This is a genomic window from Mesorhizobium sp. YM1C-6-2, from assembly GCF_003666685.1.
Taxonomy (GTDB): domain Bacteria; phylum Pseudomonadota; class Alphaproteobacteria; order Rhizobiales; family Rhizobiaceae; genus Mesorhizobium_K.
In genome coordinates this window covers 120293-145868 of record NZ_RCIZ01000010.1, presented here as the reverse complement: position 1 = coordinate 145868, position 25576 = coordinate 120293, and the positions used below count along the sequence as shown (strand labels likewise).

Sequence of the window (25576 nt, the reverse complement as noted above, 5' to 3'; positions counted from 1 at the left end):
AGAAGGCGGCGCGCGTTCTTTTGATAACGTTGGGCAGTATGATCCTGCAGCGGTTCCTCGTTCGGCTCCTGACCATGGCCGTCACGCTGCTCGGCGTGTCGGTGGTGGTGTTCGTCATCATCCGCGTGGCGCCTGGCGATCCGATCGCCATGATGCTGCCGCCCGGCGCCAGCCAGGCCGACATCGACCGGCTGCGCGCGCTCTACGGGCTCGACCGCTCCATCGTGGAGCAATATTTCATCTGGCTGTCCGGCGTGCTGCAAGGCAATTTCGGCACCTCGATCTCGCTCCGCCAGGACGTGATGAGCCTGGTGCTCAACCGGCTGCCGGCGACGCTGGAGCTCGCAACCGTCGCGCTCCTCATAGCGCTTCTGATCGGCATGCCGCTCGCCATTCTCGGCGCGCGCGAACAGGGCACGGCGGTCGAGGCCGGCATCGACGTCGCCAATGGCGCGGCGCTCTCGATCCCCGACTTCCTGTGGGGGCTGGCGCTCATCCTGCTGTTCGGTGTCTTGTGGCCGGTCTTCGAGATTTCAGGCCGTGTGTCGCCACGGCTCGAACTGCCCTTCGTCACGCAGTTCTATCTCTTCGAGAGCATCCTCAGGCTGCGCCTCGACCTGACCAAGGACCTGATCAGCCACATGTTCATGCCGGCGCTGGCGCTCGCTTTGCCGCTCGCCGCCATCATCTCGCAATTGCTGAAACTGTCGCTCAAGGAAGTGATGACACTCGACTATGTAACGCTGGCGAGGGTCAAGGGGTTCTCCGAGACTTCGGTCATCCTGCGCGAGGCGCTGAAGAACGCGGCGCTGCCGACGCTGACGCTGGTGGGCGTGCAGTTCACCTTCCTGATCGGCGGCACCGTCATCATCGAGCGGCTGTTCTCCTATGAGGGGCTCGGCAACATGGCGATCGACGCGGTGATCAACCGCGACCTGCCGCTGATCCAGGGCATCGTGCTCGTCTTCGCGCTGATCTTCGTGCTGATCAACCTCGCCGTCGACATGATGTATGCGCTGCTCAATCCGAGGCTGAGGCATGGCTGACGCGCGCGCCCTCCCCCGCCGCCGCTTCGACGCCCGCCTGGTGCTTGCCGGCGGCTGGCTTCTCGTCGCGCTGCTCGCGGCGATCTTCGCGCCGCTGATTGCGCCGCAGGACCCGCTGGCGCAGGATCTGCTGTTCGAGCGGCTGCCGCCCTTCTGGATGCAGGGCGCCGAACCCGGCTTCTGGCTCGGCACCGACAGCCTTGGGCGCGACCTCCTGTCGCGTATCATCTATGGCGGGCGCGTCGCCTTCATCGTCGCCTTCGCGGCGGCGTTCGCCGCCTGCATCGTCGGCTCGACGCTCGGTCTGATCGCCGGCTATTTCGGTGGCTGGGCAGATCGCATCATCTCGCGCATCGTCGACATCTGGATGGCGTTTCCGCCGGTGCTCTTCGCCATCCTGCTGGTCGCCGTGTTCGGCACCGGCTTGAGCTCCGTCATCATCGCCATCGCCGTCATCGACTGGACGCGCTTCTGCCGCGTCATCCGCGCCGAGGCGATGGGCCAGTCGCGCATGGATTATGTCGAGAACGCCAGGATCGCCGGCTTCGGGCGCTTCCGCATCATGCTGTCGGAAGTGCTGCCCAACGTGCTGCCGTCCATCGTCGCGCTGCTGTCGCTCGAAATGGGCATCGCGGTGATCGTGGAAGCGATCCTTTCCTTCGTGAACCTCTCCATCTCCACCGACGACCCGACCTGGGGCGGCATCATCGCCGAGGGCCGGCTGTCGATCCATCAGGCCTGGTGGGTGCTGGTCTTCCCGCTGATCACGCTCTTCCTCACCGTGCTTTCCTTCAGCCAGTTCGGCGAGGGGTTGAAGGCCAGATTCGATCCGGTGCTGAGATGACCGCCTGCCTCGACATCTCCAATCTCAGCGCGACGCTCAGCAACGGGCAGCGGGTGCTGCGCTCGGTGTCGCTGTCGGTCGAGCCCGGCGAAGTCAGGGCGCTGGTCGGCGAGAGCGGCGCGGGAAAAAGCATGATCGGCAAGGCTGTGCTCGGCGTGCTGCCGCCGAGCGTGAAGATCGTCGAGGGCTCGATCCGGCTCGAAGGCGCCGACCTCGGCGCGCTGTCGGCCAAGGAGCGACGGCGCGTCATCGGGGCCAAGACCGCGCTGATCCCGCAGGATCCGCTCACCGCGCTCAACCCGTCGCGCCGCGTCGGACCGCAGATGACCGACCGGCTGGTCCACATCCTCGGCTGGGCGGCCGACCGTGCCGACAAACGCGTGCGCCAGCTTCTCGACGAGGTGCATATCCGAGAACCGGACCGCGTCATGCGCGCCTATCCGCACGAACTGTCGGGCGGCATGCGCCAGCGCGTGCTGATCGCGGCGGCCTTCGCGGCCGAGCCGCGCCTGATCGTCGCCGACGAGCCGACGACGGCGCTCGACGTCACCGTGCAGAAGCAGATTCTGAGACTCATCGCCCAGCTTCAGAAGGAGCACGGCACGGCGATCCTGTTCGTTACCCACGACCTCGGCGTCGTCGCCAAGATCAGCCAGAAGGTGACGGTGCTCTATGCCGGCAAGGTGGTCGAGGAGGCCGATACCGCGGCGCTGTTCGCCGACCCGCAACACGCCTACACGCGCGCGCTTATGGCGGCGACGCCCAAATACACCGACCCGCTGGCGTCGCTGATGCCGGTCGACGAGGCCGTGCTCGCCGGGCTCGCCGCTGAGATCGCCATCGCCGACCACGACTGGAGGCCGAGTCTTGACCGGAAATCGGGCCATGGCTGAGCCCCTGTTCAAGGTCAGCGGCCTCAAGGTCGCCCTGCCAGACATGACGCGAAAGCCGCTGGTCGGTCGCGCGCCGCTGGTGGAAATCCTGAAAGGACTCGACTTCGAGCTGCCGCGCCGCTCCGTCACCGGCATCGTCGGCGAGTCCGGCTCGGGCAAGTCGACACTTGGGCGCGCGCTGGTTCGGCTGATCGAGCCCAGCGCCGGCAGCGTCAGCTTCGACGGGCGCGACATCACCCACCTGCCCGACGTAGAACTCAGGCCGCTCAGGCGCAACCTGCAGATGATCTTCCAGGACCCGATGTCGTCGCTCAATCCGCGCCGCACCATCGGCGCGATCATCGCCGCGCCGCTGAAGCAGAACGGGCTCGGCGATAATATCGGCGCGCGGGTCGCGGAGGCGCTGAAGCGTGTCGGCCTGCCGGAACATTTCGCGAAACGCTACCGCCACGAGCTCTCCGGCGGCCAGCGCCAGCGCGTCGGCATAGCCAGGGCGCTGGCGCTCTCGCCCGACTTCGTGCTCGCCGACGAGATCGTCTCGGGCCTCGACGTCTCGACGCAGGCTCAGATCCTGACGCTGCTCGAAAAGCTCGCCGACGAGATGGGCCTGACGGTCGCCTTCATCAGCCACGACCTTTCCGTCATCCGACGGCTGTGCCGGCAGGTGATCGTCATGCGCAACGGCGAGATCGTCGAGCAGGGCCCGACCGACGCCCTCTTCGCCGATCCCAAGCACGCCTATACGCGCGATCTCATCGCAGCGATCCCGCTGCCGGAAATCGATGGAGACTGGCTCAAGGCGGGGTAGCACGAGGGAATTTCAACGGCGCCGGCGCAGCGGGCAGCCGGCGCGAGACACGGGAACCGCCCGCCAACGGGAGACGTCACGTGAAAGACCTATTTCGCAGCGCAGTTCTCGCTACGGCCATCCTCGGCAGCGCCGGCGTCGCATCCGCCGATTCCATTCCCGGCATGCGCGGCCACGACCACACCGGCGTCACCGTGCCCGACATGGCGCAGGCGGTCGACTTCTTCACCAACGTCGTCGGCTGCCAGAAGGCGATGTCGTTCGGCCCCTTCGCCGACGACAAGGGCACCTTCATGCAGGACCTGCTCGGCGTCGACCCGAAGGCGGTGATCAAGGAGATCACGCTTGTGCGCTGCGGCTTCGGCTCGAACATCGAGCTGTTCGAATATACGTCGCCGGACCAGAAGGACATGACGCCCAAGAACAGCGACGTCGGCGGCTACCACATCGCCTTCTACGTGGACGACGTGCCGGCGGCGAAAGCCTATCTGGAAGGCAAGGGAGTCGCGACCCGGATCGTGCTCCCGGTCGGCGAAGGCCCAGCGGCCGGCCAGACGGTCATGTATTTCCAGGCGCCGTGGGGGCTGCAGTTCGAGGCGATCAGCTATCCCGACGGCATGGCCTACGAGAAAGGCGCGGCGACGGTGCTGTGGAGCCCGAAGGACCCGGCGAAATAATCCGCGCTGCGGTCGTCGCGGTCGCGCCGGGCAGCCAGTGCGATCGCTCCGCCGCCGGCCGGCATCGCGAGAAAATCGCTTCAGCTTGAAATTTTAAGCTTGAAGTAATCAATATCCGGCGCGATAGTCTGGCAAACGCGAAGGAAAGAGGAGATCGCACGATGAAGGTCGCGGTTCTCGGCGGCGGGCCTGCCGGCCTCTATTTTGCGATCTCCATGAAGCTGCGCAACTCCGCGCACGAAGTGACCGTCATCGAGCGCAACAAGCCGGACGACACCTTCGGCTGGGGCGTGGTGCTGTCGGCCGAGACGCTCGACAACCTCAATCGCAACGATCCCGTCAGCGCGGTGTGGATCAAGCGCTATTTCGCCTATTGGGACGACATCGCCGTCATCTACAAGGGTGTGCGCACGGTCTCGACTGGCCACGGCTTCTGCGGCATCGGACGCAAGCGCCTGCTGCTTCTGCTGCAGAGGCGCGCGCGCGAACTCGGCATCAATGTGCAGTTCGAGACGGAAGCGCCGGACCCGCGCCCCTATATGGAGACGCACGATCTCGTCGTCGCCGCCGATGGGCTGAACTCGCGGTCGCGCGCCACCTTTGCCGACGTGTTCAAGCCGGACATCGACACGCGCAAGTGCAAGTTCGTCTGGCTCGGCACCCACCAGAAATTCGACGACGCCTTCACCTTCATCTTCGAGAAGACCGAGCACGGCTGGGTGTGGGCGCACGCCTACCAGTTCGACCCCGACACCGCGACCTTCATCGTCGAATGCAGCCAGGAGACGTGGGACAAGTTCGGCTTCGGCGCGATGTCGCAGCAGGAATCGATCGCCACCTGCGAGAAGATCTTCGAGAAGCATCTCGGCGGGCATCCGCTGATGACCAACGCCAACCACATACGGGGTTCGGCCTGGATCAACTTCCCGCGCGTGCTCTGCGAACGCTGGTCCCACAAGAACCTCGCGCTGATGGGCGACGCCGCGGCGTCGGCGCATTTCTCGATCGGCTCGGGCAGCAAGCTTGCGCTGGAAAGCGCGGTGGCGCTGGCGAACTACGTGCATTCCGAGCCCGACCTCGAATCCGCCTTCCGCAAATACGAGGATGCGCGGCGCACCGAAGTGCTGAAGCTGCAGTCGGCGGCGAGGAATTCGCTCGAATGGTTCGAGGAGGTGGAGCGCTATCTCGACCTCGATCCGGTGCAGTTCAACTATTCGCTGCTGACGCGCTCGCAGCGCATCAGCCATGAGAACTTGCGCCTGCGCGACCCGGAATGGCTGGGCGACGCCGAAGCATGGTTCCAGCGCGAGGCCGGCGCGCCTGAGCAGGACTGGAATCGCGCGCCGATGTTCGCGCCGTTCAAGCTGCGCGAGATGGAGCTCGCGAACCGCGTCGTCGTCTCGCCGATGGCGCAGTACAAGGCGGTCGACGGCTGTCCGACCGACTGGCATTTCACGCATTACGCCGAGCGCGCCAAGGGCGGCGCGGGGCTTCTCTACATCGAGATGACCTGCGTCAGCCCCGAAGGCCGCATCACCCCCGGCTGCCCCGGCTTCTACAAGCCGGAGCACGAAGTCGCCTGGAAGCGGCTGGTCGATTTCGTGCACCGCGAGACGCAGGCGAAAATCTGCGCGCAGATCGGCCATGCCGGCGCCAAGGCGTCCACCCAGGTCGGCTGGGAGGAAGGCGACGCGCCGCTCCCGGAGGGCAACTGGCCGATCATGTCGGCCTCGGCCGTGCCGTGGTCCGAGCGCAACCAGGTGCCGAAGGCGATGACCCGCGCCGACATGGACATGGTGCGCGACCAGTTCGTGGCGTCAGCCGAAATGGCGGACCGCTGCGGTTTCGACATGCTGGAGATCCACGCCGCGCACGGCTACCTGCTCTCCTCCTTCATCACGCCGCTGACCAACAAGCGCACCGACGACTACGGCGGATCGCTTGAGAACCGCATGCGCTATCCGCTCGAAGTGTTCCAGGCGGTGCGCGAGGCCTGGCCCCTGCACAAGCCGATCTCCATGCGCATCTCCGCCAACGACTGGGTCGGCATCGAGGGTGTCACGCCCGCCGACGCGGTGGAGATCGCAAAAATGCTGTCCGCTGCCGGCGTCGACATTTGCGACGTGTCGGCCGGCCAGACCTCCATCCGCGCCAAGCCCGTCTACGGCCGCATGTTCCAGACGCCGTTCTCCGACCGCATCCGCAACGAGACCGGCATGGCGACGATGGCGGTCGGCAACATCTACGAGCCCGACCACGTCAATTCGATCCTGATGGCCGGGCGCGCCGACCTCGTTTGCCTGGCGCGTCCGCATCTTGCCGATCCCTACTGGACGCTGCATGCGGCGATCACGCTCGGCGACCGCGGCGTGAAGTGGCCAGATCCCTACCTGCCCGGCCGCGACCAGGCCTACCGGCTCGCCGAACGCGAGGCGTCTGCAGGGCTGAAGGTATGATCGCGGCCCAAAAGATCGTGGGCAGCCATGCGCTGGTGACGGGCGGCGGCTCGGGCGTCGGGCGCGCGGTCGCGCTGGCGTTGGCCGAGGCAGGCGTCGAGGTGACGATCTGCGGCCGGCGCGCGGACGCGCTCGAGGCAGTCGCGGCGGGGAACGCGCGCATCCACGGCATCGTCGCCGACGTGACCGAAGAGGACGCGGTGTCGGCGCTCTACGAGAAGGCCGAGACCGCACGCGGACCGTTCGACATCGTGGTGGCCAATGCCGGCGCCGCCGACAGCGCGCCGGCGCACAAGGTGACGCTCGCCGACTGGCAGAAGACGCTTGACGTGAACCTCACGGGCGCCTTCATCACCGTGAAGCCGGCGCTGTCGGGCATGGCCGCGCGGAAATCGGGCCGGATAATTTTCATAGCCTCCACAGCCGGCCTCAAGGGTTACGGCTATGTCGCGCCCTATGTCGCCGCCAAGCACGGCGTCGTCGGGCTGATGCGGGCGCTTGCCGCCGAACTCGCCAAGACCGGCGTCACCGTCAACGCGGTCTGCCCCGGCTATGTCGAGACCGAAATGCTCGAACAGTCGGTGAAGAAGATCGTCGAGAAGACGGGCCGCTCCCCCGAGGATGCGCGCGCGGCGCTCGCCGCGACCAATCCCCAGGGACGGCTGGTGCAGGCCGACGAGGTGGCCGACGCCGTGCTGTGGCTCTGCGGCGACAAGGCGAGATCGGTCACCGGCCAGACGATCGCGCTTTCGGGAGGCGAGACATGGTGAGCGCGCCTCTCTCGGCGATCTCGAAGGACAGCAAGGAGCGGCTGCGACTCTGGATCAGGCTGCTCAGGGCATCGCGCACGATCGAGGCGGAGCTGCGCGAGCGCCTCAGGCAGGAATTCGACACGACGCTGCCGCGTTTCGACGTTATGGCCGCTCTCTATCGTGCTCCGGAAGGCATGCTGATGAGCGGCCTGTCGCGCTTCCTGCTCGTCTCCAACGGCAACGTCACCGGCATCGTCGACCGGCTGGTCACCGAAGGGCTGGTGACGCGGGCGCGGCGTAACGGCGACCGCCGCACCTCGATGGTCAAGCTCACCGACGCCGGCAAGGCGCAGTTCGAGGCGATGGCGGCCGCGCATGAAGGCTGGATCGGCGAGCTGCTCGGCGGCGTCAACGAAGAAGACACAAGGCGGCTTGCGGCCATGCTGCAGTCGTTCCGCAGCAATTGGGAGGGACGTGAATGACCTCGATGGCGGCGCTCAAGCCGAAACATTTCCGCTGGCAGGCGGAAGGACGCATCGCGAAGATCCGGCTCGACCGCCCCGAGCGCAAGAACCCGCTGACCTTCGATTCCTATGCGGAACTGCGCGATCTCTTCCGCGCGCTGGTCTATGCCGACGACATCGACGCAGTCGTGTTCCTGCCGAACGGCGGCAATTTCTGCTCGGGTGGCGACGTGCACGACATCATCGGGCCGCTGGTGAAGATGGACATGAAGGAACTGCTCGCCTTCACCCGCATGACCGGCGATTTCGTCAAGGCGATGCTGAATTGCGGCAAGCCGATCATCTCGGCGGTCGACGGCGTGGCGGTCGGCGCCGGCGCGATCATCGCCATGTCCTCCGATATCCGCATCGCGACGCCGGAAGCCAAGACCGCCTTCCTGTTCACGAAGGTCGGGCTTGCCGGCTGCGACATGGGCGCCTGCGCGATCCTGCCCCGCATCATCGGCCAGGGCCGCGCAGCAGAACTGCTCTACACCGGCCGCACGATGAGCGCTGCCGAAGGCGAGCGCTGGGGTTTCTACAACCGCCTCGTCGAGGCCGATGCCCTGGAGGCCGACGCGATGGACATCGCCGGCCGCATCGTGTCGGGCCCGACCTTCGCGCACGGCATCACCAAGACGCAGCTCAACCAGGAATGGTCGATGGGTCTCGACCAGGCGATCGAGGCCGAGGCGCAGGCCCAGGCGATCTGCATGCAGACCAAGGACTTCGAGCGCGCCTACAATGCGTTCGTGGCGAAGGAAAAGCCCGTATTCGAGGGGAATTGATGCCTGACCGCTCGTTTCTCAACTGGCCGTTCTTCGAGCCCCGCCATCGCGAATGGGCGGAGAAGCTGGACGCCTGGTGCGCGGAAAACCTGCCGGTCGATCATCACGACGTCGACGCCGCCTGCCGCAAGCTGGTCGACATGCTCGGGCGCGACGGCTGGCTGAAGCCTACGGCGATAGACACTGCAAATCCCGCCCCGCTCGACGTGCGCATACTGTGCATCACGCGCGAGACCCTGGCGCGCCATGACGGGCTCGCCGATTTCGCCTTCGCCATGCAGGGGCTCGGCACCGGCGCGATCAGCCTGTTCGGCACGGACGGGCAGAAGCAGTGGCTGGAGAAGACACGGGCCGGCAAGGCGATATCGGCCTTCGCGCTGTCCGAGCCGCGCTCGGGGTCCGACGTCGCCAACATGGACATGGCGGCCGCGAAGGACGGCGACAGCTACGTGCTGTCAGGCGAGAAGACCTGGATTTCCAACGGCGGCATCGCGGACCTCTATGTCGTCTTCGCGCGCACCGGCGAGGCGCCCGGCGCGAAGGGCATCTCGGCTTTCCTCGTGCCCGCCGACGCCAAAGGTTTGACCGTCGCCGAACGGCTGGAGGTGATCGCACCGCATCCGCTCGCCCGCCTTTCCTTCGAGGGCGTGCGCGTCCCCTCTTCCGCCATGATCGGCAAGCCCGGCGAGGGCTTCAAGATCGCGATGTCGGTGCTCGACGTGTTCCGCTCGACGGTCGGCGCCGCCGCACTCGGCTTCGCGCGCCGCGCCTTCGACGAAAGCCTGGAGCGCGCCGCCGGGCGTGAGCTGTTCGGCGCGCCGCTCGCCGAATTGCAGATGGTGCAGGGCCACCTCGCCGAGATGGCGCTCGACATCGACGCCGCAGCACTTCTGGTCTACCGCGCCGCCTGGACGAAGGATTCGGGTGCTGCGCGCGTCACCCGCGAGGCGGCAATGGCGAAACTCTACGCCACCGACAAGGCGCAGGAGGTCATCGACAAGGCGGTGCAGCTCCATGGCGGCGACGGCGTGCGCAAGGGCCATGTCATCGAGAGCCTCTACCGCGAGATCCGCGCGCTCAGGATCTACGAAGGCGCATCCGATGTGCAGAAGGTGGTCATCGCGCGCCAGGTGCTCGCCGACAGAACATAATCCAGAGGGAGGAACTGCGTCATGACGAAAGATCTCGCGAAGGGCATCACCGCCAGCGGAACCGGCTTCGGTGACGTCAAATGGAACATCCTCGGCCAGGTCTACTACCCCAAAGCCGAGTGCGAGAGCAGCTTCGCCTTCGAGACCAACAGCGCGCCCGGCCAGTTCGTGCCCGTGCACATCCATCCCGACCAGGACGAGTTCATTCTCGTGCAGGAGGGCCAGCTCGAGCTGAAGCTCGACGGCGTATGGTCGACCGCCAAGGCCGGCGATCTGGTGCGCATGCCCCGAGGCATCCCGCACGGCTATTTCAACAAGTCCGACAAGCCCTGCCGGGCGCTGTTCTGGGTGTCGCCCGCCGGCCGGCTGAAGAACCTCTTCGAGCAACTGCACGACAAGAGCGATATTCCGACCATCGTTAAGCTCTCGGCCGAGCACGACGTCGATTTCCTTCCGGAAGAAGCGAACGCGTAAAATGCTCGGACCGTCAGCTCACACCGACACCTTCACGCGGGACAATCTGCCGCCCGAGGACCAGTGGCCGGACTTCCTGCTCGAAGGCTTCGACTATCCGGAGCGGCTGAACGCGGCGGTCGAGCTGACCGACCGGCTGGTCGAAAAGGGCTTCGGCGATCACACCGCCCTGATCGGCAACGGCCGCCGCCGCACCTACAAGGAGCTGTCCGACTGGACCAACCGGCTGGCGCATGCGCTGGTCGAGAGCTACGGCGTCAAGCCGGGCAACCGCGTGCTGATCCGCTCGGCCAACAACCCGGCGATGGTCGCCTGCTGGCTGGCCGCCACCAAGGCCGGCGCGGTGGTGGTCAACACCATGCCCATGCTGCGAGCCGGCGAGCTGGCCCAGATCGTCGACAAGGCCGAGATCACGCTGGCGCTCTGCGACACCAGGCTGATGGACGAGATGGTCGCCTGCGCCAAGACCAGCCGCTTCCTGAAGCAGGTGGTCGGTTTCGACGGCACCGCCAACCACGACGCCGAGCTCGACCGGGCAGCGCTCGACAACGACGTGCGCTTCGAGGCGGTGGCGACGGGGCGCGACGACGTCGCGCTGCTCGGCTTCACCTCCGGCACGACCGGCGTGCCCAAGGCGACGATGCATTTCCACAGGGACCTGCTGATCATCGCCGACGGCTATGCGAAGGAAGTGCTCGGCGTGACGCCCGACGACGTGTTCGTCGGATCGCCGCCGCTTGCCTTCACCTTCGGCCTCGGCGGGCTGGCGATCTTCCCGCTGCGGTTCGGTGCAGCCGCGACGCTGCTGGAAAGCGCGACGCCGCCGAACATGGTCGAGATCATCGAGAAGTACCGCGCGACGATCAGCTTCACCGCGCCGACCGCCTATCGCGCCATGCTGGCGGCGATGGAGAAGGGCGCCGACCTCTCCTCGCTGCGCATCGCCGTGTCGGCCGGCGAGACCCTGCCGGCGCCGGTCTTCGAGGACTGGACGCAGAAGACCGGCAAGCCGATCCTGGACGGCATCGGCGCCACCGAGATGCTGCACATCTTCATCTCCAACCGTCTTTCCGACATGGCGCCCGGCCGCACCGGCAAGCCGGTCACCGGCTATGAGGCCAGGATCGTCGACGAGGACATGAAAGACGTGCCGCGCGGCACGATCGGGCGGCTTGCGGTGCGCGGGCCCACCGGCTGCCGCTACATGGCGGACGACAGGCAGAAGAAATACGTCCGCGGTGGCTGGAACCTCACCGGCGATTCCTTCTTCGAGGACGAGGAAGGCTTCTTCCACTTCGCGGCGCGCTCGGACGACATGATCATCTCGTCCGGCTACAACATCGCCGGCCCCGAGGTGGAGGCGGCGCTGCTCGCCCACGCCCATGTCAGGGAATGCGCAGTCATCGGCGTGGCCGACAGCGATCGCGGCCAGATCGTCGAGGCGCATGTCGTGCTGGTCGAGGGCGTCGACGCCGACGACCTGACCCGCAAGATCCTGCAGGACCACGTCAAGGCTGTTATCGCGCCCTACAAATATCCGCGCTCGGTGAAGTTCATCCAGGCGCTGCCGAAGACCCAGACCGGCAAGATCCAGCGATTCAGGCTGCGGGAGACGAAATGACCGATTTCGCCCTGACACGCACGCTCTTCGATATCCCGGAAGGCATGATCTATCTCGACGGCAACTCGCTCGGGCCGCTGCCTATCGCTGCGAAGGCCCGCGTCGCCGACATGCTCGCCGACGAGTGGGGCAAGCACCTGATCAAGGGCTGGAACGTCTCGGGCTGGATCAACCTGTCGCGCAGCATCGGCGACCGTGTCGGCAGGCTGATCGGCGCGCCCGAGGGCACCACGATCATGGGCGACACACTGTCGATCAAGGTCTACCAAGCGCTGGCCGCCGCGCTCGATCTCAATCCGGGCCGCAGGGTCGTGCTCTCCGACAGCGGCAATTTTCCATCCGACCTCTATATCGCACAGGGGCTGATCGGTTCGCTGGGACGCGGGCTGGAGCTGAAGATCGTCGAGCCGGAAGACGTCGAGGATGCGATCGACGAGACGACAGCCGTGCTGATGCTGACCGAAGTCGACTACCGCACCGGCCGGCTGCACGACATGAAGGCGCTGACTGCGAAGGCACATGCGGCCGGCGCGCTGACGGTCTGGGACCTCGCGCATTCGGCCGGCGCGCTGCCGGTCGACCTGCTCGGCGCCGGCGTCGATTTCGCGGTCGGCTGCACCTACAAATATCTCAATGGCGGCCCCGGCGCACCGGCCTTCATCTATGTCGCACCGCGCCATCTGGAGACTGCCCGCCCCGCACTGTCCGGCTGGCTCGGCCACGAGGCCCCCTTCGCCTTCGATCTCGACTACCGGGCCGGCCAGGGCATCGACCGCATGCGCGTCGGTACCCCGCCGGTGATCGCGCTCACCGTGCTCGACGCGGCGCTCGACGCCTGGGAAGGCGTGTCGATGCAGGATTTGCGCGCGACGTCCATCGCGCTCTGCGACCTGTTCATCGCCGAAGTCGAGAAGCGCTGTCCGGACCTGGTGCTCGCCACCACGCGCGACGGCAACAAACGCGGCAGCCAGGTGTCGTTCCGCCATCCCCAAGGCTATGCGATCATGCAGGCGCTGATCGCGAAGAACGTGATCGGCGATTTCCGCGCACCCGATTCCATCCGCTTCGGCTTCACGCCGCTCTATATCGGCGAGAAGGAAGTGCTCGGCGCGGCCGATGTGCTGGAAGCGATCATGAAGGACCGGCTGTGGGACCGGCCCGAATATCACAGGAAGGCAGCGGTGACGTGAGCGGCAAGCCTTACGATCCAGCGAAGGAAGGCGCGCAGATGTCGTTCGCCGGGCGCATGTCCTACGGCGACTACCTGCATCTCGAACGCGTGCTCGACGCGCAGCAGCCGCTGTCGTCTGCCCATGACGAGATGCTGTTCATCATCCAGCACCAGACGTCCGAACTGTGGATGAAGCTCGCCATCCACGAGATCCGCGCCACCATGCTGGCGGTCCGCGATGACCAGCTGGAGCCCGCCTTCAAGATGCTTTCGCGCGTCGCCCGCATCTTCGAGCAGCTCACCGGCGCGTGGGATGTCCTGAGGACCATGACACCAAGCGAATACACCGAGTTCCGCTCGTCACTCGGCCAGTCCTCGGGCTTCCAGTCGTGGCAGTACCGTGCCATCGAATTCCTGGCGGGAAACCGCAACCTCGCCATGCTGAAACCGCATGAGCACAGGCCGGACATCACGGCGAAGCTGGAAGACATCCTCGCCGCCCCCAGCCTCTACGACGAGGCGCTGCTTCTGCTCACCCGCAACGGCTTCGACATCGGCGGCGAGGAGAAGCGTGCGAGCTGGCGGGAAACCAGGACCGAGAACCCCAAGGTTCTGGAAGCCTGGAAAGTCGTCTACCGCGACCCGACGAAATACTGGAAGCTCTACGAGCTTGCCGAAAAGCTTGTCGACTTCGAGGACTATTTCCGCCGATGGCGCTTCAACCACGTGACCACGGTCGAGCGCATCATCGGGCTGAAGCGGGGCACCGGCGGCACGGCCGGCGTTTCCTATCTACGCCGAATGCTCGACGTCGAGCTGTTCCCGGAACTCTGGAAGGTGCGGACGGAGCTTTGACGATGAATCTGACGAGGGAATTGATGTACGAGATCCTGCAGCCGGAGGGTTGGGCCAAGCCGATCGGCTATTCCAACGGCATTGCCGCGCGCGGGCGGCTGGTCTTCATCGGCGGGCAGGTCGGCTGGAACGGCCAGCAGCAATGGGAGACCGACGACTTCGCCGGCCAGGTCAGACAGACGCTGGAGAACATCGTCGCCATTCTCGCCGAGGCCGGCGCGGGACCCCAGCACATCACGACGATGACCTGGTACTTCACCTCCAAGGCGGAATATCTCGCCAACCTGAAGGGGCTGGGCCAGGCCTATCGCGATGTGATCGGAAAGCACTTTCCGGCAATGGCGGCGGTCGAGGTGACGGCGCTGGTCGAGGACCGCGCCAAGGTCGAGATCCAGGCGATGGCAGTAGTGCCGGACTAGAGTTTGTCGATATTGTTGAGGCTCCGGCCCGGGCTGAACCTCGACGAACTCTGCCAGACGGAGGACTGACGCGATGAGCCTGACATTTTCCGCGACGGTGACCGGTTCCGTCACCGACGGCGTGCTTGTCGTCACAATCGACAATCCGCCGGTCAACGCGGCGTCGGCGGACATGCGGCAGGGCCTGTTCGCGGCGATCGACCATGCGGCGGCAGACAGCGGGATCGCCGGCGTCGTCGTCACCGGCGCGGGCAAGACCTTCGTCGGTGGCGCCGACATACGTGAGTTCGGCAAGCCGATGGCCGAGCCGCTGCTGCCGCAGCTCGTCAATCACATCGAGGCCTGCGACAAGCCGGTCGTGGCGGCGATCAACGGCGCTGCGCTCGGCGGCGGGCTGGAGATCGCGCTCGGCTGCCATCACCGCATCGCCTCGCCCGCGGCGAAGCTTGGCCTGCCCGAGGTGAAGCTCGGCATCGTGCCGGGCGCCGGCGGCACGCAGCGTCTGCCGCGCCTTGCCGGCATCGTCGCCGCCGCCGAGATGGCGGCGACCGGCCGCATGGTCGGCGCTGACGAGGCGCTGGCGCTCGGCATCGTCGACGAAGTGACGACGGACGACCTGGTCGCCAAAGCCGTTGCGGCCGTCGGCGCCTTGGCCGGCGACCCACCGCGGCGCAGCGGCGAGCTGGCGGTTCAGGCGGCCGACGCGGAAGCATTCGACAAGATGTCGGCAAAGGTGCTGGCGCGGGCGCGCGGACAGGACGCGCCGGCCGAAGCGCTCCGGCTCGTGCGCTCCGCTGGCGAACGCACGCTGGCCGAGGGGCTGGTGGACGAGCGCGCCACCTTCATCCGGCTGCGCGACGCCGACCAGGCCAAGGCGCTGCGTCATGTCTTCTTCGCCGAGCGCGCGGCCGCCAAGGTCGACGGGCTGGAGGGCGTCGAGCCCCGTCCGATACGCACCATCGGCATCGTCGGCCTCGGCCTGATGGGTTCCGGCATCGCGGTCGCGGCGCTCGACGGCGGCTATACCGTGATCGGCGCCGAAATGACGGCCGAGGCCGCCGAGAAGGGGCGCGAACGCATCGTTGCGGTGCTCGACCGCAACGTCGCCTCAGGACGGCTCGACGCGGACGGCCGCGAAAAACGTCTCGCGCGGCTGACGACGAGCGGCCGGCTGGAAGACCTCGCCGATGCCGACCTGGTCATTGAGGCCGTGTTCGACGACCTCGCCGTGAAGACCGAGCTTTTCCAGCGGCTCGACGCAATCGTTCGGCCGGACGCGGTGCTTGCCACCAACACCAGCTATCTCGACCCCGATGTCCTCGCCGCCGCGACGACGCGGCCGGAGCGCGTCGTCGGGCTGCATTTCTTCTCGCCGGCCAACATCATGCGGCTGGTCGAGGTGGTGAATTGCGCCAGGACCGCGCCTGACGTGCTGGCCACGGCGCTCGCCGTGGCGAAGAAGCTCGGCAAGCTACCGGTGGTCTCCGGCGTCACCGAGGGTTTCATCGGCAACAGCATCTTCTCCGCCTATCGCCGCGAGGCCGAGTTCCTGCTCGAGGACGGCGCGCTGCCCCAGGAGATCGACGCGGCGATGGAGGCCTACGGATTCGCCATGGGTCCCTTCGCCGTGTTCGACCTTGCCGGGCTGGAGATCGCCTGGGCGCGGCGCAAGCGCCAGGCGGGGACGCGCGACCCCGCCGAACGCTATGTCGAGATCGCCGACCGGCTCTGTGAGGCCGGCCGCTTCGGCCAGAAGGCGGGTCGCGGCTGGTACGCCTATCCCGACGGCAAGCGCACGGTCGATCCGGAGGTGACGGCGCTGATCGAGGCCGCCCGGACGAAGAAGAGCATCGTCGCGCGCAGAATAGAAGCCGAAGAAATCGTCTCGCGCCTGCTTGGAGCGATGGCCGCCGAGGGCGACAGGCTGCTGGCGAACAAGATCGCCCTGCGCGCCAGCGACATCGACCTCGTGCTGATCAACGGCTACGGTTTTCCTGCCCACAGGGGCGGGCCGATGTTCGCAGCGGGACGATCCTAAGACGCAGGATCATCCACCACCGCTTCCGCCTCGATCTCGACCTCATAGTCGCCGATCAGGTCGCCGGCCGCGATCATGGTGTTCGCCGGCATCACGTCGCCGAACACGCGGCCATGCGCGCGCGAGGCCGGCTCCCACTTCGCGACGTCCCTGAGATAGATGCGGGTACGCACGACATCCTCGACCCGCCCGCCCAGCGCCGAGATCGAGGCGGCGATCTTGTCGAGGATGTAGGTCGTCTGCGCGGCGGGGTCCCCGGGCGCCACGCAGCGGTCGCCGCCATGGGTGGCCGTGGTGCCGGACACCCGGATCGTGTCCTTGACGCGTACAGCACGGCTGTAGCCGGCGATCGGCTCCCACAGGCTGCCCGACGACACCCGCAGACGGTTCGGCCGGCTGGGCACCGGGACCGCTTCGAACACTGAGGGAATGGCATCGAGATGGTGGCTGAGATCGCCGGAGGCGGTGAGATAGGGCGGCTTGCGGTACTCGTCGCCGCAATCGCCGGGGATGGGCGTAGTCGCCGCGAAAGCGGCATCCAGACGCGCACGGTCCTCGGCATCAAGCGCGAAGCCGAAGACCTTGAGGTTGTCGTCACGGTGCTCGCTCTCGCCGAGCCGCGCGCCGATGATGGTCGCCGCAACAGCCTCATGCTCCAGCACCCAGCGCGACGCCACGTTGGAGAGCGAGACGCCGTGCTTGCGCCCTATTTCGGACGCGGTGGCGAGAATGCCCTGGAAGCCCCGCCAGCCGCCGGCAACGTCGATGAAGCGCTTGTATTTCGAACGGCTCCAGTCGGGAATCTCCGCGGGCTCGGGCTTGCCCAGCCACTTCTCCGACAGGAAACCGCCGCAGAGCGTGCCGTAGGCCAGCAGCTTGACACCCTTTTCCTTGCACAGCGCCGACAATTCGCCCGCCGCGCGACGGTCGACCAGCGAGAACGACACCTGGTTGGTGGCGAGCGGCACGCCGTCCGACAGCGCCACGCGCAGATGCGCGGCGTCGAAATTGGTGACGCCGATCGCGCCGATCAGCCCCTCATCCTTCAGCTTCGCCATCTCGTGCAGCGCGTCGAGCCATGCCGGATGCTCGAAGGTCCACCAGTGGAATTGCAGCAGGTCGACCTTCTGCGCACCCAGCCGGTCGAGCCGCTCCTGCACGCCCTTGCGCACGATTTCGGCGGTCATAGGTCCTGGCTCGGGGCACCATTTGGTGAAGGCGAGCGGCCTTTGCCTGGCAGGATAGCGCGCAAGCAGCCGGCCGGCGATGATCTCGGCGCTGCCATAGTGGTCGGCCATGTCGAATGTATCGAACCCAGCCCTGGTATAGGCTTCCAGCGCATCGGCGCCGCGCTCCGGATCGATCGTCTCACCGCCCTTTTCGATGTCGGCGACCTGCCAGAGCCCGCAGACCAGGCGGCTGATCGACAGGCCGTCGGCGATCGTCGTGCGGTCAGGAGCTTTTGGCATCGGAGGTCTTTCCGTCAGTTGGGAGGCGCGCGCCGCCGAGATGGCGCGAGACGACTCGCTCCTCGCCGAGAATGCCGCGCGGGCGCAGAAGCAGGATGGCGCAGAGCGCAACGCCGATCATGACGATCTGGAGTGCCGCCGCCCGCGCCTGCTGGCCGGGCGAGAAGAGTTCCGAAACGGCGCCCGCCGACATCGCCCAGATGCCCCAGACCAGCACCGCGCCAAGGATGGCGCCCTTGTTGTTGCCGGAGCCGCCGACGATCAGCATCGCCCAGACCTGGAAGGTCAGCATCGGCACGTAATTGTCCGGCGCGATGAAGCCGATGAAATGCGCCTGCACGGCGCCGGCGAGCCCCATGATGCCGCCGCCGATGGCAAACGCCTGCAGGCGGAACTTTACCGCGCTTTTTCCGAGCGCGAGCGCAGCCTGCTCGTCCTCGCGGATGGCGCGCAGCACCCTGCCCCACGGGCTGCGCGCCAGCCGTTCGAGCACGACGTAGAGCACGAGCACGATGGCGACCAGGATGCCGAGATTGGCAAGGCTGAAGACGAGCGGATCGCCGGCATAGTCGGCGAAGGGACGCGGGATGAAACCTATGCCGAAGGGGCCGCCGGTGATCGGCTCGAGATTCAGCGCAGCCAGTTGCACGACGACGGCGACGCCGAAGGTCGCTATGGCGAGATAGTCGGCGCGCAGCCTAATCGTCAGCGCGCCGATCAGGAAGGAGACGAGGCCGGTGGCGAGCGCACCGCCGATCCAGCCGACAAAAATCGGCAGGCCGAAGCCGCCGAAGCGGTTCGGATCGTCGGGCGTGGTCAGCAGCGCCGAGACATAGGCGCCGACTGCGACGAAGCCGGCGATGCCGACATTGAACAGCCCCGTCTGGCCCCATTGCACGTTGAGGCCGAGGCAGATGATGGCATAGGTCAGCGCCATGGTCAGGAAGAAGGCGCCGTAGCTGACAAGCTCCACGCTCATTCGGCCCTCCCGAAGATGCCCTGCGGGCGCAACAGCAGCACCAGCACCAGGATGACGAAGGCGACCGCGGCGCGCCATTCCGCACCGATGAGCTGCACCGCGAAGGCTTCCGACAGGCCGACGATCAGGCCGGCGAGCATGGCGCCGGGCACCGAGCCGATGCCGCCGAGGATGGCGGCGGCGAAAAGCGGCAGCAAGAGGTCGAGCCCCATCTGCGGGCGTATCTGCACGAGAAGCCCGGCGCTGACGCCGGCGATGCAGGCAAGGGCCGCGCCGAGCAGCCAGACGATGCGGATGACCTTGCGCACCTCGACGCCGGCAACGCCCGCAAGCTGCGGGTTCTCGCTGACGGCGCGCATCGAGCGACCGATCGCGGTGCGCGACAGAAGCAGGTGGACTGCGACGACCAGCACCGCCGCGACGCCGAGCGAGAGCAGTTGGTCGGGCGTGGCGCGAATGCCGAGGCCCAGCGGCATGGCGATCTGCAGCGCCTTGGAGAAATAGAGCGGCTGCGAGGTGAAGATGAATTCGAGCAGCGAGCGCAGCGTCAGCGCCGCGCCGAAGCTCGCCATCACCATGATGATCACCGTGCTTTTCTGCGAGCGCAGCCGCCCGAACAGCAGCGCGTCGACCAGCAGCGCCAGGCCGCCGTTCAGCGCCACCGCGAGTATCGTCGCGACGATCAGCGCCCAGCCGAAGGAGAACGGGCCGATCGGTGCGGAAAGCCCGCCGGCGAGCATGCCGAGCGCGCCGGCGATCACCAGCGCGAAATAGGCGCCCCAGGCGATGAACTCGCCATGCGCGAAATTGGCGAAACGCAGGATCGAATAGGTGAGCGTGACGCCCACCGCGCCGAGCCCGATCATCGAGCCCGCCACCAGCCCGTCCATCAGCGCCTGCGGGTTCATGGCGCGGCCTGTCTGTGGTGGCGTGCGCCGAGATAGAGCTCGCCGATCACAGGATCGTCGGCGAGGCCGGCCGCCGTGCCCTCATGCGCGACGCGGCCCTCGACGAGGATGATGGCGCGATCGGCAATCGCGAGCGCTGCCTTCACGTTCTGCTCGACCAGCACGATGGTGACGCCGCGGCCGTTGATCTCCTTCAGCCGCGCAAAAACCTCCGACACGATCTTCGGCGACAGGCCGGCGCTGGGCTCGTCGAGGATCAGGACCCTCGGCTCGACGATCAGCGCGCGCGCCACCGCCAGCATCTGCCGCTGGCCGCCAGACAGCGCGCCGGCGCGGCGCGACGGGCGCTCGGCAAGGTCAGGAAACATGGCGTAGAGCGCGGCGATGCGTGTCCCCCGCTTCTCCTTCGGCAGGATATCGGCGGCGAGCAGCAGATTGTCGTGGATCGAGAGCGTCGCGAAGATGTTCTCGGTCTGCGGGACGAAGGCGAGGCCGTGCCTGATCTTCTCATGCGCCGGCACGCCGGTGATGTCGAAGTCGCCGAGGGCGGCCTTGCCCGAATGCACCGGCACCAGCCCTGATATCGCCTTGACGAAGGTGGATTTTCCGGCGCCGTTGGGTCCCAGGATGAGCACGAGTTCGCCGTCGGTCACCTGGAAATCGACGCCGCGCACGATCGGCAGGTCGCGCTCGTAGCCGGCGACCAGCGCCGTCGTCGACAGCACGGTGGACGCGGCCGCCATCACGCCACCCCGCCGAGATAGGCGTCGACCACGGTCGGATTCCTGGCGATGTCGTCGGGCGTCCCTTCGGTCAAATAGCGGCCGCCGGCCATCACCACGACACGCGAGCAGAGCCGCGACACCATCTCCATATTGTGCTCGATGAGCAGGATCGACGTGCCTTGCGCGTTGAGATCGAGCACGCGGTCGATGATCAGTTCCAGGAGCGTCGGGTTGACGCCGGCCGCCGGCTCGTCGAGCAGGATGGTGTCCGGATCGGCCATCAGCACACGCGCAATCTCGAGCAGCTTGCGCTGGCCGCCCGAAAGCACCCGCGCCGGTTCGCCTTCGAGCCTGGAGAGCGTCACGAAATCGAGCAGCGCCCTCGCCTTCTCGACCGCCGCGCGCTCCTCCGCAGCGACGCGGCCGGGCCTGACGATGTTCATCCAGGCGCGCTCGCCCGACTGGCGCTGGCCGCCGGTCAGCACGTTCTCCAGCACGGTCATCTCGGCGAAGGGGCGCGGAATCTGGAAGGTGCGGCCGACGCCGTTGGCGATCCGCGCTTCCGGCCCGGCGCGCGTCATGTCCGTGCCGTTGACGACGATCGTGCCTCCGTTCGACCTGAGACTCCCGGCCAAAAGGTTGAACAGCGTCGTCTTGCCGGCGCCGTTCGGCCCGATCAGCCCGAGCAACTCGCCGCGCTGAAGCGAGATCGACATGCCGTCGACGGCGCTGAGCCCGCCGAATACCTTCGTCACGCCGCGGGCTTCAAGCGGCGAGGTGGCGAGCGTATGGGCAAGGTCCGAAGCAGGCTGCATGCGCACAATCTTGATCGATGATGTTTGATCAAACTTTACAGCCCCGCTCTTTGCAACTACAAAATTTCCATACGCTGGCGACAGCAGGATTTGGCGTTGGATGTCGGTATCGAGGGCAGAGTTCGCGGCACGTCTCCGGGAGGTTCCTCGGTGACCCGGAACGGCGTCCTGTCGCCGGTCGGCCGCGAAACGCTGCATGACCGCGTCTACGCCGAACTCCGCCGCTCGCTTATCCACGGCATGTTCGACGCCGGCGCCTCGCTGCGCATGCAGGAGCTCGCCGAAACCCTGCAGACCAGCACCATGCCGGTGCGCGAGGCGCTCGGCCGGCTGGTTTCCGAGCAGGCGCTCGAATCGATGCCCAACCGCACCGTGCGCGTGCCCCTCATCACCCGCGAGAAACTCGACGACCTCGCTCGCGCGCGCTGCCTGATCGAAGGCGAGCTGGTGGCGTTGGCACTCCCAACACTCACCTCGGACGATTTCGGAAAGTTGCGGGAACTGACCAGGGAATGCGAGGCGGCCTTCACCGGAGACGATCCGGACAAGCCGCACCGCACCTCCGAGCTCAACCACGCCTTCCACTTCCACATCTATCGCGCGGCGGGCTCGGCGGTGCTGATCCCTGTCGTCGAGAGCCTGTGGCTGCAATCCGGCCCCTATGTGCGCGCCGCCGCGCAGATCCATGACGAGCTGCGCGACATGTCGGGCACGCATCATCACTGGGCGCTGATCGAGGCGCTGGAGCGCGGCGACAGGGCGCAGGCGGTGAAGGCGCTGAAGAACGACATAACCCGTTCCTTCAACCTCGTCCGCCGCAAGCTGGCCGACGCGGGAAACGGCGAGGAGGCGCGCGCCTATGGCTGAGACGAAGGACGACACGTTTGAGCTGTTCGACCTGCGCGTCGAGGTCGTCGCCGACGAAGGCGCGAAAATCTATTGCGGCGCCAGGGTCGGCGACCATTTCGAGCTACGCGGCGAGATGCTGCACCTGCCGCCGGGACAGGGCATCTCGATCTATTCGTTGGCCTCGGTGCTGCCGCTGCTCGCGGCCAAGCAGCGCCCGACCCACAGGAACGACTGGATGACCACCGACGCCGAGATCGCCTGCCCCGACCCGCATTGCGGCTCGCGGCTCAGGATCACGCGGCTCGGCTTGCGGAAATTCAGCCACGCGGAAACGACAGCAGTGCCTCTCGATGACAAGTGACCCTTCCCGCATGCAACGCATAAAGCTCGCGCCCGACTACGAGATTTCCCGCGTCATCCGCGGCGGCTGGCAGCTCGCCAGCGGCCACGGCCAGCTCAGGAGCGACGATCCCGTCACCGATATGATCGCCTTCGCCGACGCCGGCATCACCACCTTCGACTGCGCCGATATCTACACCGGCGTCGAGGAGCTGATCGGCCGCTTCCGCCTGCGCTACCGCGACGTGCGCGGAACCGAGGCGCTGTCCCGCATCAAGGTGCACACCAAATTCGTGCCGGATCTCGACGTGCTCAGGCGCATCACCAAGAGCTATGTCGAGGGCGTCATCGACCAGTCGCTGCGGCGGCTGAACCTGGAGCGGCTCGACCTCGTGCAGTTCCACTGGTGGGACTACGCCGCGCCGATGTGGCTGGAAACCGCCCAGTGGCTCAACGAGCTGAGGCTCGCCGGCAAGATCCACAAGGTCAGCGGCACCAATTTCGACACCGAGCGCATGCTGCATATGGTGCGCGCCGGCGTCCCGCTGACCTCGATGCAGGTGCAGTATTCGCTGCTCGATTCCAGGCCCGCCAAGCGCATGGCCGAGGCGGCGACCGAAAACGGCGTCGCGCTGTTCTGCTACGGCACGGTGGCCGGGGGCTTCCTCGGCGACCGCTGGCTCGGCCAGCCGGAGCCGGAGGATTTCGAGAACCGCTCGCTGATCAAGTACAAGCTCGTCATCGACGACCTCGGCGGCTGGGATCTGTTCCAGGCGCTGCTCGGAGCCCTGCGCCGCATCGCCGACCGCCACGGCGTCGACATCGCCACGATCGCCAGCGCCGCCATGCTGCCGAAAAAGGCGGTGGCCGCCGTCATCGTTGGGGCGCGCAACCGAGACCACCTCGCCTCCAACCTCGCCATCTCCGGCGTCTCGCTGACGCCGCAGGACCGGGCCGAGATCGACGCCGTGCTCGGCCAGGCGGGAGAACTCGACGGCGATGTCTATACGCTCGAGCGTGACCGCCACGGCCGCCACGGGTCGATCATGAAATACAATCTCAACAAGGGAGCCGCGTGAGTTCCCGCCAGCCTTCACAGCCTGACACATAACCTAAGCCGCTCCGGGAGAGCGTCGAAACCACAAGGGGAATGGACATGAAAAGACTTCTGCTCGCATCAACGCTTCTCGCAGCGACCGCCGCCTTCGCGCTGCCCGCCGCCGCGCAGGACTGCAACGTCACCGTCGGCGTGGTGATGGAACTGACCGGCCCGGCCGGCGCCTATGGCCAGGCCGGCGCGAAATCCGTCGAGATGGCGTTCCGCGACTTCAACGAAGCCTCCGGCGCCGACGGTTGCAAGATTTCGACCGACACGCGCGACAGCCAGAGCCAGGGCACGGTCGCCGTCGACCAGGCGACGCAGCTCGTCAACATCAAGAAGGTGCCGGTCATCATCGGCGGCATCATCTCGCCGATCTCGATCCCGATCCTGACCTCGGTGACGGCGCCGGCCGGCGTGGTGCAGGTGTCGCCCGCCTCGTCCTCGCCGACGCTCACCGCGCTCGCCCGCGACGGCAAGACCAACGGCGTCTTCTTCCGCACCATCACGTCGGACGCGCTGCAGGGCACGGCGGCGGCGAAATACGCCATCGACCAGGGCCTGAAGAAGCTCGCCATCATCCACGTCAACAACGATTTCGGCGTGAACATGGTGAAGGAGTTCTCGGCCGCCTTCGAGAAGCTCGGCGGCACGATCACCTCGACCACCCCCTACAACGAGAAGCAGGCCAGCTATTCGTCGGAGGCAAGTGCCGCCATGGCCGGCGAACCGGAAGGGCTCTATCTCGTCAGCTATCCGGTCGACGGCGCCACCATCGCCCGCGCCTGGATTTCCGGCGGCGGGGCAGCGAAGTTCCTGCTCAATGATGGCATGAACGCGCAGGAGTTCATCGACGCCGTCGGCGCGCAATATCTCAACGAGGCCTACGGCACCTCGTCGGGCACCTCGAAGACCGCCTCGACCGAGTATTTCTACGGCAATTACGAGGCCTTCTCCGACGGCATCAAGCCGGACGCGCCGGCGGCTGACCGTTCCTACGACGCGGGCGCGATCGTGGCGCTCGCCATCGCCAAGGCCGGCAGCGGCGACGCAGCAGCCATCAAGGCTGCGATACCGCAAGTCGTCGCCGCCGACGGCGAGCCGATCCATGCGGGCAAGGACGAGTTCGCCAAGGCGCTCGGCCTGATCAAGGAAGGCAAGCCGATCAAGTATGAAGGCGTCATCGGCCCAGTCAGCTTCGACCAGTATGGCGACATCACCGGCCCGTTCCGCCTCTGGCAAATCAAGGATGGCGCGGTGACGACGATCGGCGAGATGAGCGCGGCGGAGGTCGACAAGGTGAAGGCCGAACTGACGAAGTAAGATCGCCGAATCTGCCGAAAAAGAAGCCGGTCGTCGCGAGACGGCCGGCTTTTTTTCAGGCGTCGAAGCGCATTGGCCGGTAGGCCCCGCGCCAGTAAAGCATGGCTTCGCCGATATCGTTGGTGCGCACCGCCGCGACCGAGCCCACGATGATCGAATGCGAGCCGCGGTCGATCATCTCGTCCAGCCGGCAGTCGAACACCGCCGTCGCGCCCTTCAGCAGCGATGCGCCGGTTTCCAGCGTGAACCATTCGGCATTCGAATAGCGGTCAACGCCCTTGACGCCGCCGAAGCCGGAAAAGCGCTCGGCCACCGCCTGATGGTCGGCGGCGAGCGAGCTGACGCCGAAATGGCGGTACTTCTCGATCACCGGCCAGGTGGAGGACGAGCGGTTCACGCAGGCGATCACCTTGGGCGGGCTGGCCGACAGCGACACCAGCGAGATCACCACCAGGCCCGTGCGGTCGTCGCCGACGCCCGCGGTGATTACGCTGACATTACCGACGATCATGCGCATCGCCGCACGGAAGTCGGCGACGTCGACTGTCGGTCCCTGCGAAGCGTCGGTCATAGC

26 protein-coding genes are annotated in these 25576 nt (G+C 66.7%); 20 read left to right on the top strand and 6 right to left on the bottom strand.

All coding sequences use genetic code 11. From position 1 onward, the window contains the following. The first annotated feature begins 38 nt into the window (after positions 1-38). The 16 genes from D8676_RS21595 to D8676_RS21520 all read left to right on the top strand — a co-directional run bounded on the left by D8676_RS21595 (position 39) and on the right by D8676_RS21520 (position 16496). Positions 39-1046 carry an ABC transporter permease gene (locus tag D8676_RS21595; protein ID WP_121583167.1) on the top strand — a complete coding sequence of 336 codons (1008 nt, stop codon included), beginning with the start codon at positions 39-41 and terminating at the stop codon, positions 1044-1046. Beyond that, positions 1039-1890 carry an ABC transporter permease gene (locus D8676_RS21590; RefSeq protein WP_121583166.1) on the top strand — a complete coding sequence of 284 codons (852 nt, stop codon included), beginning with the start codon at positions 1039-1041 and terminating at the stop codon, positions 1888-1890. The genes D8676_RS21595 and D8676_RS21590 overlap by 8 nt, the downstream gene beginning before the upstream one ends. Next, complete coding sequence (locus tag D8676_RS21585) at positions 1887-2783, top strand: ABC transporter ATP-binding protein (RefSeq protein ID WP_121583165.1); 897 nt, start codon at positions 1887-1889, stop codon at positions 2781-2783. Before D8676_RS21590 ends, D8676_RS21585 begins: the two co-directional genes overlap by 4 nt. Beyond that, on the top strand, positions 2776-3591 hold the full coding sequence (locus D8676_RS21580; RefSeq protein WP_121583164.1) for an ATP-binding cassette domain-containing protein: 816 nt from the start codon (positions 2776-2778) through the stop codon (positions 3589-3591). Before D8676_RS21585 ends, D8676_RS21580 begins: the two co-directional genes overlap by 8 nt. Positions 3592-3671: 80 nt before the next feature. Next, complete coding sequence (locus tag D8676_RS21575; protein WP_183097191.1) at positions 3672-4268, top strand: VOC family protein; 597 nt, start codon at positions 3672-3674, stop codon at positions 4266-4268. A gap of 161 nt (positions 4269-4429) precedes the next feature. Then, positions 4430-6724, top strand: a complete 2295-nt coding sequence (locus D8676_RS21570) for a bifunctional salicylyl-CoA 5-hydroxylase/oxidoreductase (protein WP_121583163.1) — start codon at positions 4430-4432, stop codon at positions 6722-6724. Next, entirely contained in the window at positions 6721-7494 is a 774-nt protein-coding gene (locus D8676_RS21565) for an SDR family NAD(P)-dependent oxidoreductase (RefSeq protein WP_121583162.1), read from the top strand. The genes D8676_RS21570 and D8676_RS21565 overlap by 4 nt, the downstream gene beginning before the upstream one ends. Next, positions 7488-7958 carry a MarR family transcriptional regulator gene (locus D8676_RS21560; protein WP_121583161.1) on the top strand — a complete coding sequence of 157 codons (471 nt, stop codon included), beginning with the start codon at positions 7488-7490 and terminating at the stop codon, positions 7956-7958. Before D8676_RS21565 ends, D8676_RS21560 begins: the two co-directional genes overlap by 7 nt. Beyond that, positions 7955-8767, top strand: a complete 813-nt coding sequence (locus tag D8676_RS21555; protein ID WP_121583160.1) for an enoyl-CoA hydratase family protein — start codon at positions 7955-7957, stop codon at positions 8765-8767. The genes D8676_RS21560 and D8676_RS21555 overlap by 4 nt, the downstream gene beginning before the upstream one ends. Further along, entirely contained in the window at positions 8767-9918 is a 1152-nt protein-coding gene (locus D8676_RS21550; protein WP_121583159.1) for an acyl-CoA dehydrogenase family protein, read from the top strand. The genes D8676_RS21555 and D8676_RS21550 overlap by 1 nt, the downstream gene beginning before the upstream one ends. Positions 9919-9939: 21 nt before the next feature. Then, complete coding sequence (locus tag D8676_RS21545; protein ID WP_121583158.1) at positions 9940-10392, top strand: cupin domain-containing protein; 453 nt, start codon at positions 9940-9942, stop codon at positions 10390-10392. 1 nt (position 10393) lies between these two features. Then, the gene (locus tag D8676_RS21540; protein WP_121583157.1) at positions 10394-12013 is read left to right on the top strand and encodes a benzoate-CoA ligase family protein; all 1620 of its coding nucleotides are present in this window, start codon (positions 10394-10396) and stop codon (positions 12011-12013) included. Beyond that, the gene (gene kynU / locus D8676_RS21535) at positions 12010-13203 is read left to right on the top strand and encodes a kynureninase (protein ID WP_121583156.1); all 1194 of its coding nucleotides are present in this window, start codon (positions 12010-12012) and stop codon (positions 13201-13203) included. The genes D8676_RS21540 and kynU overlap by 4 nt, the downstream gene beginning before the upstream one ends. After that, the gene (gene kynA, locus D8676_RS21530; RefSeq protein ID WP_210210746.1) at positions 13200-14039 is read left to right on the top strand and encodes a tryptophan 2,3-dioxygenase; all 840 of its coding nucleotides are present in this window, start codon (positions 13200-13202) and stop codon (positions 14037-14039) included. The genes kynU and kynA overlap by 4 nt, the downstream gene beginning before the upstream one ends. Before the next feature lie 23 nt (positions 14040-14062). Further along, the gene (locus tag D8676_RS21525; protein ID WP_121583215.1) at positions 14063-14458 is read left to right on the top strand and encodes a RidA family protein; all 396 of its coding nucleotides are present in this window, start codon (positions 14063-14065) and stop codon (positions 14456-14458) included. 73 nt (positions 14459-14531) lie between these two features. Further along, a complete protein-coding gene (locus D8676_RS21520) occupies positions 14532-16496 on the top strand; it encodes a 3-hydroxyacyl-CoA dehydrogenase NAD-binding domain-containing protein (RefSeq protein WP_121583155.1) in 1965 nt (654 codons plus the stop codon). Here the strand turns inward: D8676_RS21520 and D8676_RS21515 are convergent. From D8676_RS21515 to D8676_RS21495, 5 genes are read right to left on the bottom strand one after another with little or no spacing between them, the layout of a single operon-like run. Further along, positions 16493-17965 (bottom strand): aldo/keto reductase, encoded by a 1473-nt coding sequence (locus tag D8676_RS21515; protein ID WP_121583154.1) that lies wholly within the window; start codon positions 17963-17965, stop codon positions 16493-16495. The two genes, D8676_RS21520 and D8676_RS21515, sit on opposite strands and share 4 nt — an antisense overlap. Next, positions 17949-18944, bottom strand: coding sequence for a branched-chain amino acid ABC transporter permease (locus D8676_RS21510; RefSeq protein WP_121583153.1), 996 nt, complete (start codon positions 18942-18944; stop codon positions 17949-17951). Before D8676_RS21510 ends, D8676_RS21515 begins: the two co-directional genes overlap by 17 nt. Next, positions 18941-19852 carry a branched-chain amino acid ABC transporter permease gene (locus tag D8676_RS21505; protein ID WP_121583152.1) on the bottom strand — a complete coding sequence of 304 codons (912 nt, stop codon included), beginning with the start codon at positions 19850-19852 and terminating at the stop codon, positions 18941-18943. Before D8676_RS21505 ends, D8676_RS21510 begins: the two co-directional genes overlap by 4 nt. Beyond that, a complete protein-coding gene (locus D8676_RS21500) occupies positions 19849-20595 on the bottom strand; it encodes an ABC transporter ATP-binding protein (RefSeq protein ID WP_121583151.1) in 747 nt (248 codons plus the stop codon). The genes D8676_RS21505 and D8676_RS21500 overlap by 4 nt, the downstream gene beginning before the upstream one ends. After that, the gene (locus D8676_RS21495) at positions 20595-21392 is read right to left on the bottom strand and encodes an ABC transporter ATP-binding protein (protein ID WP_121583150.1); all 798 of its coding nucleotides are present in this window, start codon (positions 21390-21392) and stop codon (positions 20595-20597) included. The genes D8676_RS21500 and D8676_RS21495 overlap by 1 nt, the downstream gene beginning before the upstream one ends. A 150-nt stretch (positions 21393-21542) precedes the next feature. Between D8676_RS21495 and D8676_RS21490 the strand changes: the two genes are divergently transcribed. From D8676_RS21490 to D8676_RS21475, 4 genes are all read left to right on the top strand, one after another. Further along, a complete protein-coding gene (locus tag D8676_RS21490) occupies positions 21543-22259 on the top strand; it encodes a GntR family transcriptional regulator (RefSeq protein WP_245427031.1) in 717 nt (238 codons plus the stop codon). Next, positions 22252-22602, top strand: a complete 351-nt coding sequence (locus D8676_RS21485; RefSeq protein ID WP_121583149.1) for a TIGR04076 family protein — start codon at positions 22252-22254, stop codon at positions 22600-22602. The genes D8676_RS21490 and D8676_RS21485 overlap by 8 nt, the downstream gene beginning before the upstream one ends. Before the next feature lie 10 nt (positions 22603-22612). Continuing rightward, the gene (locus D8676_RS21480) at positions 22613-23659 is read left to right on the top strand and encodes an aldo/keto reductase (protein ID WP_121583148.1); all 1047 of its coding nucleotides are present in this window, start codon (positions 22613-22615) and stop codon (positions 23657-23659) included. 77 nt (positions 23660-23736) lie between these two features. After that, positions 23737-25002, top strand: a complete 1266-nt coding sequence (locus tag D8676_RS21475; RefSeq protein WP_121583213.1) for an ABC transporter substrate-binding protein — start codon at positions 23737-23739, stop codon at positions 25000-25002. Positions 25003-25057: 55 nt separating this feature from the next. Here the strand turns inward: D8676_RS21475 and D8676_RS21470 are convergent, their stop codons facing one another. Next, a complete protein-coding gene (locus D8676_RS21470; RefSeq protein WP_121583147.1) occupies positions 25058-25573 on the bottom strand; it encodes a flavin reductase family protein in 516 nt (171 codons plus the stop codon). Positions 25574-25576 lie beyond the last annotated feature (3 nt).

Excerpts from the sequence above, each read along its gene's own strand:
- D8676_RS21540 (WP_121583157.1), top strand. The coding sequence starts at position 10,394 with ATGCTCGGACCGTCAGCTCACACCGACACCTTCACGCGGGACAATCTG.
- D8676_RS21505 (WP_121583152.1), bottom strand. The coding sequence starts at position 19,852 with ATGAACCCGCAGGCGCTGATGGACGGGCTGGTGGCGGGCTCGATGATC.
- D8676_RS21545 (WP_121583158.1), top strand. The coding sequence starts at position 9,940 with ATGACGAAAGATCTCGCGAAGGGCATCACCGCCAGCGGAACCGGCTTC.
- D8676_RS21485 (WP_121583149.1), top strand. The coding sequence starts at position 22,252 with ATGGCTGAGACGAAGGACGACACGTTTGAGCTGTTCGACCTGCGCGTC.
- D8676_RS21515 (WP_121583154.1), bottom strand. The coding sequence starts at position 17,965 with ATGCCAAAAGCTCCTGACCGCACGACGATCGCCGACGGCCTGTCGATC.
- D8676_RS21510 (WP_121583153.1), bottom strand. The coding sequence starts at position 18,944 with ATGAGCGTGGAGCTTGTCAGCTACGGCGCCTTCTTCCTGACCATGGCG.
- D8676_RS21595 (WP_121583167.1), top strand. The coding sequence starts at position 39 with ATGATCCTGCAGCGGTTCCTCGTTCGGCTCCTGACCATGGCCGTCACG.
- D8676_RS21470 (WP_121583147.1), bottom strand. The coding sequence starts at position 25,573 with ATGACCGACGCTTCGCAGGGACCGACAGTCGACGTCGCCGACTTCCGT.
- D8676_RS21495 (WP_121583150.1), bottom strand. The coding sequence starts at position 21,392 with ATGCAGCCTGCTTCGGACCTTGCCCATACGCTCGCCACCTCGCCGCTT.
- D8676_RS21480 (WP_121583148.1), top strand. The coding sequence starts at position 22,613 with ATGCAACGCATAAAGCTCGCGCCCGACTACGAGATTTCCCGCGTCATC.
- D8676_RS21590 (WP_121583166.1), top strand. The coding sequence starts at position 1,039 with ATGGCTGACGCGCGCGCCCTCCCCCGCCGCCGCTTCGACGCCCGCCTG.
- D8676_RS21580 (WP_121583164.1), top strand. The coding sequence starts at position 2,776 with ATGGCTGAGCCCCTGTTCAAGGTCAGCGGCCTCAAGGTCGCCCTGCCA.
- D8676_RS21520 (WP_121583155.1), top strand. The coding sequence starts at position 14,532 with ATGAGCCTGACATTTTCCGCGACGGTGACCGGTTCCGTCACCGACGGC.
- D8676_RS21475 (WP_121583213.1), top strand. The coding sequence starts at position 23,737 with ATGAAAAGACTTCTGCTCGCATCAACGCTTCTCGCAGCGACCGCCGCC.
- D8676_RS21555 (WP_121583160.1), top strand. The coding sequence starts at position 7,955 with ATGACCTCGATGGCGGCGCTCAAGCCGAAACATTTCCGCTGGCAGGCG.
- D8676_RS21500 (WP_121583151.1), bottom strand. The coding sequence starts at position 20,595 with ATGGCGGCCGCGTCCACCGTGCTGTCGACGACGGCGCTGGTCGCCGGC.
- D8676_RS21525 (WP_121583215.1), top strand. The coding sequence starts at position 14,063 with ATGTACGAGATCCTGCAGCCGGAGGGTTGGGCCAAGCCGATCGGCTAT.
- D8676_RS21550 (WP_121583159.1), top strand. The coding sequence starts at position 8,767 with ATGCCTGACCGCTCGTTTCTCAACTGGCCGTTCTTCGAGCCCCGCCAT.
- kynU (WP_121583156.1), top strand. The coding sequence starts at position 12,010 with ATGACCGATTTCGCCCTGACACGCACGCTCTTCGATATCCCGGAAGGC.
- D8676_RS21570 (WP_121583163.1), top strand. The coding sequence starts at position 4,430 with ATGAAGGTCGCGGTTCTCGGCGGCGGGCCTGCCGGCCTCTATTTTGCG.
- D8676_RS21560 (WP_121583161.1), top strand. The coding sequence starts at position 7,488 with ATGGTGAGCGCGCCTCTCTCGGCGATCTCGAAGGACAGCAAGGAGCGG.
- D8676_RS21585 (WP_121583165.1), top strand. The coding sequence starts at position 1,887 with ATGACCGCCTGCCTCGACATCTCCAATCTCAGCGCGACGCTCAGCAAC.
- D8676_RS21565 (WP_121583162.1), top strand. The coding sequence starts at position 6,721 with ATGATCGCGGCCCAAAAGATCGTGGGCAGCCATGCGCTGGTGACGGGC.